Source organism: Collinsella sp. AF04-24, from assembly GCF_003465685.1.
Taxonomy (GTDB): Bacteria; Actinomycetota; Coriobacteriia; order Coriobacteriales; family Coriobacteriaceae; genus Collinsella; species Collinsella aerofaciens_AP.
Genome location: NZ_QSBK01000017.1, coordinates 40,528 through 54,842 on the forward strand (window position 1 = coordinate 40,528; position 14,315 = coordinate 54,842).

The 14,315-nt window shown below is 62.8% G+C and carries 9 protein-coding genes; all 9 read right to left on the bottom strand.

Features of this window, described 5'->3' with window-relative positions:
* Positions 1-136 precede the first annotated feature (136 nt).
* Positions 137-1,804 carry a formate--tetrahydrofolate ligase gene (locus tag DWV32_RS07715; protein WP_089572156.1) on the bottom strand — a complete coding sequence of 556 codons (1,668 nt, stop codon included), beginning with the start codon at positions 1,802-1,804 and terminating at the stop codon, positions 137-139.
* A 144-nt stretch (positions 1,805-1,948) separates the two neighbouring features.
* Positions 1,949-3,016, bottom strand: a complete 1,068-nt coding sequence (ruvB, locus tag DWV32_RS07720) for a Holliday junction branch migration DNA helicase RuvB (RefSeq protein ID WP_117757788.1) — start codon at positions 3,014-3,016, stop codon at positions 1,949-1,951.
* Positions 3,016-3,636, bottom strand: coding sequence for a Holliday junction branch migration protein RuvA (gene ruvA / locus DWV32_RS07725; RefSeq protein ID WP_117757789.1), 621 nt, complete (start codon positions 3,634-3,636; stop codon positions 3,016-3,018). Before ruvA ends, ruvB begins: the two co-directional genes overlap by 1 nt.
* The gene (gene ruvC / locus DWV32_RS07730; protein WP_035137351.1) at positions 3,636-4,157 is read right to left on the bottom strand and encodes a crossover junction endodeoxyribonuclease RuvC; all 522 of its coding nucleotides are present in this window, start codon (positions 4,155-4,157) and stop codon (positions 3,636-3,638) included. Before ruvC ends, ruvA begins: the two co-directional genes overlap by 1 nt.
* 137 nt (positions 4,158-4,294) lie before the next feature.
* Entirely contained in the window at positions 4,295-6,280 is a 1,986-nt protein-coding gene (locus DWV32_RS07735; protein WP_117757790.1) for a hypothetical protein, read from the bottom strand.
* A 117-nt stretch (positions 6,281-6,397) separates the two neighbouring features.
* Entirely contained in the window at positions 6,398-6,760 is a 363-nt protein-coding gene (locus tag DWV32_RS07740) for a desulfoferrodoxin family protein (RefSeq protein WP_089572163.1), read from the bottom strand.
* A gap of 165 nt (positions 6,761-6,925) precedes the next feature.
* On the bottom strand, positions 6,926-8,320 hold the full coding sequence (locus DWV32_RS07745; RefSeq protein WP_222847441.1) for a DEAD/DEAH box helicase: 1,395 nt from the start codon (positions 8,318-8,320) through the stop codon (positions 6,926-6,928).
* Positions 8,212-10,308 (bottom strand): SNF2 helicase associated domain-containing protein, encoded by a 2,097-nt coding sequence (locus DWV32_RS10425; RefSeq protein WP_117757792.1) that lies wholly within the window; start codon positions 10,306-10,308, stop codon positions 8,212-8,214. Before DWV32_RS10425 ends, DWV32_RS07745 begins: the two co-directional genes overlap by 109 nt.
* Positions 10,309-10,336: 28 nt before the next feature.
* On the bottom strand, positions 10,337-14,140 hold the full coding sequence (gene dnaE / locus DWV32_RS07755) for a DNA polymerase III subunit alpha (RefSeq protein ID WP_117735950.1): 3,804 nt from the start codon (positions 14,138-14,140) through the stop codon (positions 10,337-10,339).
* Between the last annotated feature and the right edge of the window lie 175 nt (positions 14,141-14,315).

A 14,315-nucleotide genomic window follows, 5' to 3' on the forward strand; every position in this document is an offset into this window, starting at 1 on the left:
CATTCTACCCGCGCAAAAGCCTATGATGGGCAGAGCCCGTCGGTATCTACAAGACATGCGCGGGCCTAAGGATAAAAAAGCCCCGCCGGGCCTTGGTAGGCACGGCGGGGCGGGCTAGCAGCTATGGACAGCAGGCTTAGAACAGGCCGGTGATGTTGCCGTCGTTGTCGACGTCGATGTTCTCGGCCGCGGGGACCTTGGGCAGGCCCGGCATGGTCAGAACACTGCCAGTCAGTGCGACCACAAAGTGGGCACCGGCGGAAACCTTGAGCTCGCGCACCGTGATGCGGAAGTTCTCGGGAGCGCCCAGGGCCTTGGCGTTGTCGCTAAAGCTGTACTGCGTCTTGGCCACGCACACCGGCAGGTTGCCAAAGCCGTTCTCGCGCAGCTCGGCGAGCTGGCGCTTGGCGGCCGGCGTAAAGTCGACGCCGTCGGCGCGGTAGACCTTGGTGGCAATGGCCTCAAGAGCGTCGGCCACATCGGCGCCGTCCTCATAGGCAAACTTGAGCTCGCTCGGCTGCTCAATCAGACGCATGACCTCATCGGCAAGCTCGAGCGCGCCCTCGCCGCCCTTGGCCCAGACCTCGGAAAGCTTAACGTTGACGCCGAGCTTCTGACACTCGGACTCGATGAGCGCAAGCTCGGCCTCGGTGTCCGTCGGGAAGCGGTTGATGGCGACTACGCAGGGCAGACCATAAACGTTCTGGATGTTGTCGACGTGACGCAGCAGGTTGGGCATGCCGGCCTTGAGTGCCTCGAGGTTCTCCTCGTTGAGGTCGGCCTTGGCGACGCCACCGTTGTACTTCAGCGCACGAGCGGTCGCGACGACCACGACGGCGCTGGGACGAACGCCCGTCATACGGCACTTGATGTCGAGGAACTTCTCGGCACCCAGATCGGCACCGAAGCCGGCCTCGGTAATGGCGACATCGCCAAAGCGCATCGCCATACGCGTGGCCATGATAGAGTTGCAGCCGTGGGCAATGTTGGCGAAGGGACCGCCGTGGACAAACGCGGGCGTGCCCTCGAGCGTTTGCACCAGGTTGGGCTTGAGCGCGTCCTTAAGCAACGCGGCCATGGCACCCTGGGCCTTAAGGTCGCGGGCACGGACGGGCTCGCCGGCAAAGCTGTAGCCGACGACGATCTCGCCCAGGCGCTCCTTGAGGTCGTTAATGCTCGTAGACAGGCACAGGATTGCCATGACCTCGGAGGCGACGGTGATATCGAAGCCGTCCTCGCGCGGCACGCCCTGGGCCTTACCGCCAATACCGTCGATGACGTGGCGCAGCTGACGGTCGTTCATATCGACGACGCGCTTCCAAGTGATGCGTTTAACGTCGATGCCAAGCTGGTTGCCCTGCTGAATATGGTTGTCGAGCATGGCGGCCAGCAGGTTGTTGGCAGCACCGATGGCATGGAAGTCGCCGGTAAAGTGCAGGTTGATATCCTCCATGGGGATGACCTGAGCCCAGCCGCCGCCGGCAGCGCCGCCCTTAACGCCAAAGACGGGGCCGAGCGAAGGCTCGCGCAGGGCCACGGCGCTCTTGACGCCGCGACGGCGCAGACCGTCGGCCAGACCGATGGTCGTGGTGGTCTTGCCCTCGCCCGCAGGCGTTGGGTTGATGGCGGTCACGAGGACGAGCTTGGCCTGGTGATCAGTCGGCTCGTTGAGCAGTGAATAATCGACCTTAGCCTTGTCGAAGCCGTACGGAATCAGGTGCTTAACGTCGACGCCGGCGTTCTTGGCCACCTCGGTAATAGGCAGCGGCGTGACAGAACGTGCGATTTCGATGTCAGTAGGCATGGGCGGTCCTTTCGTTACCGAATGAGAAAAAGACCAATTCAGCATAGCACGGGCGCGCAATAGTAAAACACCCGTAACCGATGAATGGCGATATGTTTATCCAATGCTCAGCGATAGCTTAACAGCCCGCCAAAACAAAGCGCCCTAAATGGTAGGTTCAATCCCCAAGTGCTCAAAGGTGCGAAGCGTTGCCTGGCGGCCCTGGGGCGTGCGAATCATCAAGCCGCACTGCAGCAGATAGGGCTCATAGACATCCTCGAGCGTTCCCGGGTCCTCGCCCACCGCGCTGGCAAGCGTTGTCAGGCCCACGGCACGTCCGGAGAACGTCTTAGCGAGTGTCTCCAAAATGCGAATATCCATCCAGTCCAGACCAAGCTCATCGATCTCGAAGAACTCGAGCGCCTGACGGCAAATATCAAGCTCAATGGGACCGTTGCCGCGCACCTGCGCGTAATCGCGCACGCGCTTGAGCAGGCGGTTGGCAAGACGTGGCGTGCCGCGCGAACGCGAGCCGATCTCGAGCGCACTGGGATGGTCGATCGCCACGCCCAGGATGGACGCCGAGCGCGTCACAATCTGCGCGAGCTCCTCGACCGTGTAGTAATCCAGGCGATATGAAATGCCAAAGCGGTCGCGCAGCGGGCCAGTCAGCATACCCGAGCGGGTCGTTGCTGCTACGAGCGTAAACTTGGGGATATCCAGGCGAATCGAGCGCGCCGCCGGACCCTTGCCAATCACGATATCGAGGGCAAAGTCCTCCATCGCGGGGTACAGGACTTCCTCGACCGAACGGTTGAGGCGGTGGATCTCGTCGATAAACAGCACATCACCCGGCTGCAAGTTAGTAAGGATGGCCGCCAGGTCGCCGGTGCGCGCAATAGCGGGGCCGCTCGTCGTCTTGATCTGAGCGCCCAGCTCGTTGGCGATAACGGTGGCCAGCGTGGTCTTGCCCAGGCCCGGAGGACCCGAGAAAATCACGTGGTCGAGCGTCTCGCCACGGCTCTGCGCCGCTTCGATCAACACGCGCAGGCTCTGCTTGATGTGCTCCTGGCCACAGTAGTCGTCCAGGCGCTGGGGGCGCAAAGTGCGGTCGACATCGAGGTCCTCGGCCGTCAGCTCCGAGCCCACCATGCGCTCGCCGTGCGCCATGGATGCCGCCGGCGAGTTGCCGGGCGTCGCCCACAGGTCCTGAGAGTCATCGGCTTCCCACATCACGCATCCATTCCGAGTCGCTTAAGCGCCGCGCCGAGCAGATCCTCGACACGCATATTCTGCCCATCATACCCGCTCAGGGCAACATCGGTCTCCTGCGGGCTAAAGCCCATGGAAAGGAGCGCCGCACGGGCGTCATCGATGGCCGAGGGAGCGGCAGCGGGCACGGGCATCGCAACCTGGCCGGGAATCACGTCGACCGGCACAAAGCCCTTGTCCTTGGCAAAGGTGCTCTTGAGCTCCAGGATCAGACGCTGAGCTGTCTTTTTGCCCACACCGGGCACCTTGGCCATGCCCTTGTCGTCCTCGGCCATCACCAGCGAATACAATTGCTCCACGGTATAGGTGGAAAGCACGGCGAGCGCCAAGCGCGGGCCAACGCCCGAGACAGACACGAGCCGATCGAACATCGTGCGCTCATCCTTAGAGGAAAAACCGAAAAGTGTCATGGCGTCCTCGCGCACCTGCATACGCGTGTAGAGGCGGACCTCGCCGCCGGGCGTCGGCAACGTGGCCGCAGTGCTGCCCGAGATGCCGAGCTCAAAGCCAACGCCCGACACATCGACGACAGCAGAGCTCATCGTGGCCTCGACAAGCGTTCCGTGGAGCTGGGAGATCATCAGTATCCGGTTCCTCTCTGTTGATAGAACTCGCCGCCGGTAAGCGCCCGGGTGCGGCTGAGGTTAACGTGGCAGATGGCGCAGGCCAGGGCATCGGCGGCATGGTCGGGATGCGGGTCGTGATCGAGCTGCGTGAGCGTACGAACCATATACGCGACCTGCCGTTTGTCCGCAGCGCCGGTGCCCACAACAGCCTGCTTAATCTGCATAGGCGTATACTCGCCAATCTCGAGCGCGCATTCCGAAAGCGCCACGAGCGCGGCGCCACGGGCATGCGCCGTAGGGATGGCCGAGCGAACGTTGGCACCAAAGTAAATGCTCTCGATAGCAGCGGTATCGGGTCGATAGCGCTCCACGACACCCTTGAGGTCGCGGGCGATATGCGACAGGCGCACCGCGAGCGGACTGCCTGCGCTGGTCTCGATGCAGCCATAGGCACGGCAGCGAACCTCGCCACGCCGCTCCTCGATAATCCCCCAACCCGTATGAGCCAAACCGGGGTCGATGCCCAAAATAACCAAGCCAACCTCCCCTCGTCTTTTACCAAGCGCAAGGCAAGGCCCCGCGCACTACTCACGAACGTCTGTTCTAGAATAACACAACGGGGCCAAGATGCTTAGTTGAAGTATCGGGGTTGGGAGTGAATCCCATCCCCAGTTTAGTTCTGCGAGAAGAACGGAAACTGCCTCGGATCAACCGGCGGCTGCGGCATCGGCGTGCCCTGGGGCCCACCCTGCGGTCCGCCCTGGCCGCCCATCATCTTTTCGATGGCGTCCTGGACCTCGCCCTCAAACTTTTTCATGCCCTCATGCAGGCGACGCTGGCCATCCTCGGAGCGCAGCTCCTCCATCTGCTCGGGCGAAATACCCAACAGGTCACCCAATATGCCCATCATCTCGCCGCGCATGCGCTCGCTTGTATCCTCGTCGGCAAAACGACGCACCTCGGCGCGCGCCAGTGAATCGACCGTCATGCGCTCCTTGCCGCTCAGCCCCAGGTCGGACCACGCGAGCATGTACGGCCAGGCGCGCTCGACAAACGAACGGGCCGAGACGATCGGCGCCGTCGGCAGCATGCGGCGAGCCGCCTCTCCCTGGCGCACGAGCATCAGCAGCAGCGAGCAAGCCTCGGGCTTGCCGGCGGCCATTGGGATGTCGTCGAAGGGTCGGTTGCGGTCCACGTGCGACTCAAGCGCACCATCGACCTCGCCCGGCTCGAGCCCACCGAGCAGCTGCGCCGCGCGATCAAGCATGTCGACCGGGCCGTCGAGCGTCGAGAGCGCCCGCGCCAGCACGCGCTCCATGCAATCTTCCACCGCGTTGAGCGTCACGAGCTCCTGCGGCACCACGGCAGACGTGCGGTTGCGCACGCGCGCCACAAACTCGAGGGTCGACAGATACACATCGCCAAAGGGCGCGTAATCGCCCTGGTAGCCACCGCAAAGCGCCGGTGCCGCCAACGCGTACTCGGTCTTGGAAAGCGGGCTCAGAGCCATCGCGCCCAGCTCGAGCGCCGTATCCTCCAACATGAGGCCCAGCGTACGCGAGCGCAGGCGCTCGGCATCGCCCGCCGACACATCGCGGTCGAGTACGCGCGCCGCATCCGGCGCATCGCGCTCAACCGTGCGAATATGCAGGCGCTCGGCAATCGCGCGAACGGCGGCGCAACGGGCGGCCTCGGCCTCCTCCTGTGCCGGCGTAAAGATGCGGTTGCGGTTCAGCACCAGGCCGATCACGTTGCGCGAGCCCAATGCATCGACAGCCAGCGCCGCAAGCAAAGACGACGGCAAATCGCCCTCGAGCGCCACCACGGCGCGCGACGTACCATGGGCACGGGCGTTATCGCGCACAGCGAGCACCAGCGCCTGCCACAACCACTCCTCGGAACGAAACTCGGGCAGCTCGTGGTCCTCCAGGGCATCGAGCATTACGCCGCGCTGAATCTCCTGAACCAGCAGGCTCTCCTCAAAGCACGGCGCTTGGGCCACTACGCGCCCGCAGTCGTCGAGCACAAACGACCCGCCGGTATACACCGACTCGTCATAGGCACCGACCGGCGCCATGCAGGCAAACCATACGCTGCGCTTGGACGCGATCTTACGGTAGGCACCGCTGCGAACGGCGGCGATGGCGGCCGTCTCGCGGTCGGTCATATCAAACGCGTTGAACTGAAAATAGGCGATGAGGTCGACGCCGGTCGGCAGCATCTCGAGCTCGCGGTCCAAGTCGAAGATCACGGCGATACGCACGCCGTCCACGTCGAAGACCGGCGGCGCCCAACGGGCATCGCCGTTCCCACCGCGCTGCAGGGCAATGCTCGAACGGGCCGGCACCACATGGCCGTCCTTGAGCATCATGTAGTCGAGCAGGGGCTGGCCCTCAAACGAAACCGCCGCGGGCACGATGCAAATCATGTCAAGCTCCTGGATACGCTCGGCGACACCAGTCAAGCCGGCAAGCATGTCGTGCTCAAAGTCGGCAGTGCCCACCAGGCCCCCGGGCATGGCGCCCATAAAGAGCGGAGCCGGAACGCACAGCACGCGCGCCCCGCGCTCGTGGGCCAGACGAGCCTGGTCCTCGATGCGGCCGCAAATGCCCTCAATATCACCCAGGCGCATATCGATCTGTGCAAGCGCGAGCTTCATGGCTCAGCCCTTTCCGTCGTAAACCATCGAAATCGTAGTAAAAGCGCCGGCCGCATGATGCAGTCGGCGCTCGCATGTGCATATGCTAGCTATGATACCCCGAGCGGGGGCGCGCTCCTAGAATGTCGCGGACCACAGCCCGTGCAGGTTGCAGTAGGCATAGACGGTACCGGTCTTGGAACCGCCGGCAAAAAACGTCGCGGGCTTCATGCCGGGCTCAAGGTAATGGACCTCTAAGCGGCCCTCGGCCTCAAGGGCGATCCACTCAATATAGTGCTCGGGCAGGCTGGGGTGCTCGACCGAGCCAACGCGTGCGCGAATCACGTGACCGTCGCGCTCGGTCTCGACAACAGGCACGTGCTTCTCGTGCGCCGCGTCCTCAGTGTTTGCGGTCAGTTCCGTGCAACCGGCAGGGGTTGCAACGTCGTTGCCAAGGGCGGCAATGAGCTTGCCGTCGGGGTCCTTAAAGAATTTTGCCATGATGTTCTCCTTTGCTGATGTGCCGGTGTTCTCGATGCTTCTTATGCCCAAAGGCAGACAAACCATCCACGGCATTGCAAATGAACACATAACGAGCGGGACAAGCGGTCGGGCCAGAACGAACCGGCGACCTGGCCCGACCCGGCAGCCCCATCCAGCGCGCAGCTAGCGCCCGTCGCCGCCGAGCAGCGCCAGAACATCCTCGCGGGTAAACAGCGCCGACGAGATGCCGTCGCCGCCGAGCACGCTGTTGACCAGATCGCGCTTGGACTCCTGCATCTGCATGATGCGCTCCTCGATCGTGTCCTTGGCGATGAGCTTGTACACGGTCACGGTATGTTGCTGGCCAATACGATGCGCGCGGTCGGTCGCTTGGTCCTGCGCCGCCACGTTCCACCACGGGTCGTAGTGAATGACCACGTCGGCCGCCGTCAGGTTAAGGCCCACGCCGCCCGCCTTGAGCGAAATCAAAAAGACCGGAACCTCGCCCGCTTGGAACTGCGCGACCATCTTGGCGCGGCTCTCCTTAGACGAAGCGCCCGTGAGCTTAAGGAAGGCGATGTCCTCCTTGGCCAAGCGCTTACCGATGATATCGAGCATACCTGTAAACTGGCTGAACAACAGGATGCGATGCCCGCCGTCGAGTGCGCCGTGCACGAGCTCCATACACGTATCGAGCTTGGCGCTCCCCGCCTTGTAATCCTCGTAGTGTAGACGCGGGTCGCAGCAGATCTGGCGCAGCTTGGTGAGCTCGGCGAGCACCTTGAGCTTGTCCTTCTTAAACTCCCCAGCCTCGCGGTGCTGCACCTGCTGGGCGATGCGGTCCTGGTTGGCCAGGTAGAGCTTGCGTTGCTCGCCGGTAAGCTGTGCCATGACGGTGTCCTCGATCTTCTCGGGCAGGTCGGCCACCACGTCTTCCTTAACACGGCGCAGCACAAACGGCGACACGAGCGCCTGCAGGCGAGCGGCGTTATCGCCCTCGGCATGCTCGACGGGGCTCTCAAAGCGCTTGGCAAACGACTCGCGCGTCCCCAAAAGGCCCGGCATCAAAAAGTCGAAGATGCTCCAAAGCTCGGACAAGCGGTTTTCGATGGGCGTGCCCGTCAGGGCAAAGCGCACGCCGGCAGGCAGGCGCTTTGCGGCGCGCGCCACCTGCGTGAGCGGGTTTTTAATGTACTGGGCCTCATCGAGCACCACGCGGGCAAAATCCTGCTCGACGTACTCGTCGATATCGCGCCGCATAAGATCATACGACGTCACAACCACGCTATGCTCGGCCACGCCGGCAATCTGTACACGACGTTGAGCTTTGGCGCCCACGATGGCGCACACATCGAGCGACGGGGCAAAGCGCTCCAGCTCGGCGGTCCAGTTGTACACGAGTGAGGCCGGGCATACCACGAGCGTGGGCTTGGTGTCCCCCGCCTCCACGCGCGCCAGAATATGCGCAATCATCTGGAGCGTTTTGCCCAGGCCCATGTCGTCGGCCAAGATGCCGCCAAGGCCCAGGTGTTCGAGCGAGCCGAGCCACTGGTATCCGTCGACCTGGTAGCCGCGCATCGTTGCCTTGAGCGAGGCGGGTACCGTAAAGTCCATCTTGCCGAGCGTGTCCAGGTGCTCGACGCGGGAAGCGACACGCCGTCGAGCAGGTCGACGGCATCGACACCCAGATCTTCGGCAAGGCCAAACGCGGCGCGCGCTCCCTCATCCAGGCGCACGATGTCGCCGGACGTCAGGCGCGCAAACGTCTGGTGGCGCTTGTACGAATCGAGATAGACGGCAAGGTCCGCGGCCGAAAGCCCGCTCGCGCCCAGCTCGACGTCGAGCAGGTTACTCTTGACGGTCGCACGCACCGAAAGCTTGGGCGCAGGGCGGACCGAGACCTGGCGCAGACGGTCACTGAGCATGACCTCACCCAGCTCGGACAGGGCGGACAGACCCTCGGTCAGCAGACAGAACAGGCTCTCATCATCGCGCTCCTCAAACGCCAGACCGCCCTTGTAGAAATCGAAGTACAGGGCCGCTGTATCCATAACGCGAAACTCCGCCACCTCGTCGCGGGGTGGCACACCGGGGCGCTGCTCTTCGAAGGGGCTGCCCGGAGCGCCCAGGCTAAAGAGATCCGCCGACCAATCGCCGTAGGTAACCGTAATTATGCAGGTCACGAGCCCATCGTCGACACCGATCGCCATAGCAAAGCTCGGCTCGGGTGCCACGGTATCGAGCGCGGCGGGCGCGGTGAGGTCGGTGTAGTCGCGCAAAATGGGCAGCGCCATACGGCAGAACTCACCCACCTGCTCGGCGGCAATATGGGCGGGCGTGCGGCACGGCAGCAAGCGCGACAAAAAAGGTGCGGCATGCTGAGCAAATGCAGCGTCGGTACGGCGCGCGCGGCGCGTGTCAACCAAGTAGGCGGCATCGCCCGACGCAAAGCAGTACATATCGGCGGGCAGGCGCAGGTCATAGCTACCACCAGCCGCCGGCGCGATTTTGGCGGCAAGCAGCGGTGGGCGCTTAGCGGATGCCTCGTCCTCCCCTTGCGGAGACAGCTCAACCGCCACGTCGTAGGTGCGATGCGTCGTCATCCCCCGCGACCAGGCGGGCTCAAAGGAGATGGTCTGGCCGCGCAGCAGGTCCAGCACATATACGATGCTATGCTCGGACAGCGGCAACTGACGCTCGGCAACAAAACCGCTGCGGGCAAAGTCGTACGACGCCGAACGCGAGCTTGTGATGTCATCGAGATAGGCAACTGTCGTCACAACAAGGTTGAGCAGCTTTGCCGATGTTTCGTCAAAGGCCTCAGGTGAATGGACAAACGTGAGCTTCTTGCCATAGGAGAACGTGCCGCCGCGCACGTAGGCATCGGCCATGCCGTCGATGTCCTTGACCACGTAGGAGACCGATCCACAGCGAATGCGGAACTCGAGCGCCCAGCTAAAGCGGTCAGCGAACAGCGGATTGTAGTACGGCACCAACGAGGGCTCCAATGCCGCTTTGGGGGCGTCGGGATCAACGGCACCGGCAAGCTTGCGGCGCATGCTCGCCAGCTCATCCATGCGCGCGTCCGAAAGATCGGAGAGCGCCGCCACAAGGCTCGGGCTCGTGGGGACGGGCGCCGGAAAGGGAAAGTTGGGGTTGACGGCCGGCGCTTTGGGTGCGGTGCGCGCGGGCTGTTTCGACTGCGCCGTAAACGTGCGAACCGGCGTGCGCAAACCTTCGACGGGCTCGGCGCCGCTGGCATCCAAATACGCCAGAGCCGTGGCAATAGCGTGCTTGCACATACCGGGGTAACGATAGGCGGCGGGGCAATCGCAGTCGTAGTCGATCACCTCGTGCTCGTCCATGTCGAGCGCCACGTGCGTCTTGTACAGGTCGCCACGCGAACCGCGCACCGAGCCCTCGACCGTCACGTTTTTGGAGAAGCGCGAGCCGCTGTCCTCGATCGACAGCACGGCGCCGTTGAGCATGAGCGAACGCCCCTTCATAAAGGTGCCGCTCAACGCCGCCTCTTTGCGAAGCGCCTGCACAAACGTCCCCTGCGCCATCACTTCCTCCAATCTCACCCGGGGTAGCTTAGATCACCGTCACGCGACCCTGGTTACCCACAATGGCCTTGGCCTCGGCCAGCAGCGGAATCGAGCGCGCGTTGACCTTGGCAGGCACCTCGGCGCGCAGCACGCGCCCGTCCACCTGCTCGATAAAGATCTCCACGCGGTCGCCGCCCGGGTTAGCGGTGAGCACCGTGGCAAGACGCGCCATATTGCCCTGGCTAAAGCGGCTGTTGGGCACCATGACCTCAAACACCTTGGGCTTGTTGTTCTCCTCGTTGAGCTCCAGCGGCACAATCTCCTGCGCGATGATCTGGTCGCCGCGGTCCGAGCGCTCGAGCTTGCCCTTGATGCGCACAAAGGCGTCGGACAGCTGCGCGCCGGTCTCGGGATCGACCTCGCCGTACAGATACCCCTCGGCCTCCTTGTAGGTCTTGGGGAACACCACGACCGTGGCCTCGCCTTCCATGTCCTCGAGCTGCACGATGCCCATGGGGTCACCGTTTTTGGTCACGCGCTTGGACACGCTCGAGACCATGCCGGCCCACCACAGCGCCTTGCCCTCGGGAATCTCCTGGTTGATGGTGCCGCCCGTAGGATTCTGAACTTCGTAGCCGGTATCGATCTGCGAGAACGAGAAGTCGCGCGCCTTGGCTAGTGCATACTCAAACGGGCGCAGCGGGTGGTCCGAGACATAGATGCCCAGAACCTCCTTCTCCTGGCTCAGCTTAAGGTGGCGGTCCCACTCCTGGCCGTCCGGATCGGGCACGCTCACCTCAAAGCCCGAGCCCTCAACGTCGCCAAACATGTCGAAGAACGAGGTCTGGCCGCTCGCGCGGTCCTTCTGGCGCTTTATCGCGGCGTCGATGATGTTCTCGGGGTTGTTCTTGTCCACAAAGTGCATCATCTGACGACGCGGATACCCAGTGGAGTCGAAGGCGCCTGCCTTGATCAGCGATTCGATTACGCGACGGTTGGCCTGGCTCGAGTCCACGCGCTCGACAAAGTCGTGCAGTGTCTTAAACGGACCGCCCGCCTCGCGCTCGGCGATAATCGCCTGCGCCACGCCGGTGCCCACGCCGCGGATGCCGGCCAGACCAAAGCGCACGCCCTCCTTGGTAGCCGTGAACTCGGTGCCGGACTCGTTGACATCTGGCGACAGCACGGGGATGCCGTCGTGACGGCACGCCGAGACGTAGTGCACGATCTTGTCGGTCTTGCCCGTATAGGACGTCAGAACGGCCGCCATGTACTCGTGCGGATAGTGCGCCTTGAGCCACGCCGTCTGCATAACCAGGATGGCGTAGCCGGCGGAGTGCGACTTGTTGAAGGCGTAGGATGCGAACTCGAGAACATCGTCCCAAATCTTCTGGGCGACCTCGCGCGTGTAGTTGTTCTTGATAGCGCCGTTCATCCAGTGGTCGTAGGTGGTCTCGTCCGAGCCATCCTCCCAGTGCAGCACCGTCGACGTGAGCAGCTTGATCTTTTTCTTAGCCACGGGCTTACGGATACGCGAGTCCGATTCGCCCTTGGAGAAGCCGCACATCTCGACGGAGATGAGCATAACCTGTTCCTGGTAGACCATGGTGCCGTAGGTTTCGCCCAGGATGTCGTCCAGGCGGTCGTCGTAGGAGACGGCCGGCTCCTTGCCGTTCATACGGTTGATGTAGGACGAAACCATGCCGGCGCCCAGCGGGCCCGGGCGGTACAGGGCGATCAATGCCACGACGTGCTTGTACTCGGTGGGCTTCATGTTCTTGATCGTGGCCGTCATGCCGGCGGACTCGACCTGGAAGACGCCGGCGGTATGGCCGGAGCCCATGAGCTTAAAGATCTCGGGGTCGTCAAAGGGGATCTCTTCCTCTTTGATGTCGATGCCGAAGTTCTTTTTGATGTTTGCCTTGGCCTTGGAGATAACCGTCAGCGTGCGCAGGCCCAAGAAGTCCATCTTGAGCAGGCCCATGTCGGCAACGGTATGACCTTCGTACTGGGTAATCTCGACGCCGCCCTTGGTGTCGAGCTTGGTGGGCACGTGCTCGTTGACGGGGTCGCGGCAGATCAGAACGGCGCACGCGTGCACACCCTCGCCACGGGTAAGGCCCTCAATCGAGAGCGCCGTGTCGATGATGCGGCGGGCGTCGTCGTCCTTTTTATAGGCCTCGGCAAAATCGGGGTTAAACAGATCCTCTTTGCCGGGTTGCTTTTCGAGCACCTGCTTGAGCTTGACCTTGGGGTCGCTCGAGACCATCTTGGACAGACGCTGGCCCATGTAGACCGGGTAGTCCAGGACGCGCGCAGCGTCGTTGATGGCCTGCTTGGCCTTAATGGTCGAGTAGGTGATGACGTGGGTGACCTTCTCGGGGCCGTAGAGCTGGCGAACGTGCTCCACGACCTCGAGGCGCCGCTCATCGTCGAAGTCCATATCGATATCGGGCATCTCGGTACGCTGCGGGGACAGGAACCTCTCGAACATCAGACCGTTCTCGAGCGGGTCGAACGCGGTGATGTTCATGGCGTAGGCGACGATAGCGCCGGCGGCCGAGCCACGGCCGGGGCCGACGCCGATGCCGTTGTCCTTGGCCCATTGCACGTACTCGGCAACAATCAAGAAGTAGGCGGCAAAGCCCTTGTCGCAGATGACTTTGTATTCGTACTCAAAGCGCTCTTTGATGTTGACGCCACCAATCTCGCGCGTGGCCCAGTCGTCGCCGTAGTGCTGGCGCAGGCCCTTCTCGCACTCGCGGCGGAACTGGCTCTCGTGCGTCTCGCCGGGATCGAGCAGCGGGAAGCGCGGCAGGATGATGGAGTCCCAGTCCAGCTCAACGTAGCACTTGTCGGCGATCTCGAGCGTGTTGTCGCAGGCCTCGGGGCAATACGGGAACATCGCCCGCATCTCCTCCTCGGTCTTCATGTAAAACTCCGAGCCAGTCATGCGCATGCGGTTAGGGTCGTCGACCTTGGCGTTCATGCCAATGCACATGATGACGTCCTGCACGGGCGCGTCCTCGCGGCGCAGGTAGTGGAAGTCGTTGGTGGCGATGACCTTGACGCCCACCTGCTTGGCGATATCGATGAGCGTACGGTCCATCTGCTCGTCGGTCAGACCATTGTCGGTAGTGATGCCGTGTTCCTGGATCTCGATGTAAAAGTCGCCGGGTTCGAAGGTATCGCGGAAGGTCTCGGCCCACTTGATGGCGCCCTCCATGTCACCGCGGTCGATGTATTTGGGGATGATGCCCGCGATGCAGGCGCTCGTGCAGATCATGCCCTTGGCGTGGCGGCGCAGGTTGTCGAGCGTCACGCGCGGCTTATAGTAAAAGCCCTGCACGGCGGCCTCGGAGACCGTCTGCATCAGGTTGACGTATCCCTCCTGGTCCTTGGCCAGAAGGATCATGTGGTAGAGCTCGGGCTTATGGTCGCGGGCAAGCGTCTCGTCCGGCGTAAAGTAGACCTCGCAGCCAAAGATGGGCTTGATGACCAGAGGCGGCTTGAGCTCGTCGATGTTGCCCTTCTCGTCCCACATGGCCATGTCCTTCACATACTGGGCATGCTCGCGCGGGCTGGACTCGGGATCGGGCTCCACCAGCTCGTCGCGGCGGTCCTTTTCCAAGAAGGCCTTGTCGTGGCTCCAGGTTTTGTACTCGGGCGTGTTGTGGTTGACGGCGTCGCAGGCCAGCGCCAGGTCGGGTACGCCATACATGTAGCCGTGGTCGGTAATGGCCACGGCGGGCATGCCCAGCTCAACGGCACGATTGACCATATCCTGGATACGGGTTGCGCCGTCGAGCATGGAGAAAACAGTGTGATTGTGCAGATGGACGAATGCCATGTGATGAGCTCCGATGCGGGTTCGTGTTCTGACTGAACGATTTTACCCCACGGCACGGACAGCGCCCGAACCTAGCCAAACCCACACGGGCAGTCTTTTTGGGACGTGTCTTTTTTAGCTGCTTTGACCTGATTGCTTCATTCGTCGCAAAGGGGCCGGACCGCGACCCCATGTC